The organism is Bifidobacterium pullorum DSM 20433 (assembly GCF_000771405.1).
Classification (GTDB): Bacteria; Actinomycetota; Actinomycetes; order Actinomycetales; family Bifidobacteriaceae; genus Bifidobacterium; species Bifidobacterium pullorum.
The window spans coordinates 1-361 of the sequence record NZ_JDUI01000034.1; the positions used below are offsets into that span (position 1 = coordinate 1).

At 68.4% G+C, this 361-nt stretch carries 1 protein-coding gene; it reads left to right on the plus strand.

Translation table 11 applies throughout. The features are described 5' to 3' along the window. Positions 1 to 361, plus strand: a 361-nt coding sequence (locus OU11_RS08560; protein WP_033516201.1) for an IS3 family transposase, incomplete at both ends; no start/stop codon positions are given.

Below are 361 nucleotides of genomic sequence, written 5' to 3' on the forward strand. Positions count from 1 at the left end.
CTGGCGCGCAGCACGTACTATCATCAGCTGAACGCGATGAACAGGCCGGACCGGGACGCGTCCCTCCTGGGGCTGGTGAGGGAGGCGTTCGAGAACAGCGGACGGCGCTACGGGTACAAGCGCGTCCATCTGGAATTGCGGGGCATGGGCATACGAGTGTCCGCGAAGCGCGTCATGCGGCTCATGACGCGGCACGGGCTCGTCCCCCTGCTCAAGCGGGCCCGCCGCTACAGCTCGTACAAGGGCGAGATCGGCGGCGAGGCGCCGGACAACCTCGTCAACCGGGACTTCCACGCCGAGGGGCCGAACCGGTTGTGGGCGGCCGACCTGACGGAGTTCCGCATCCCCGCGGGCAAGGTCT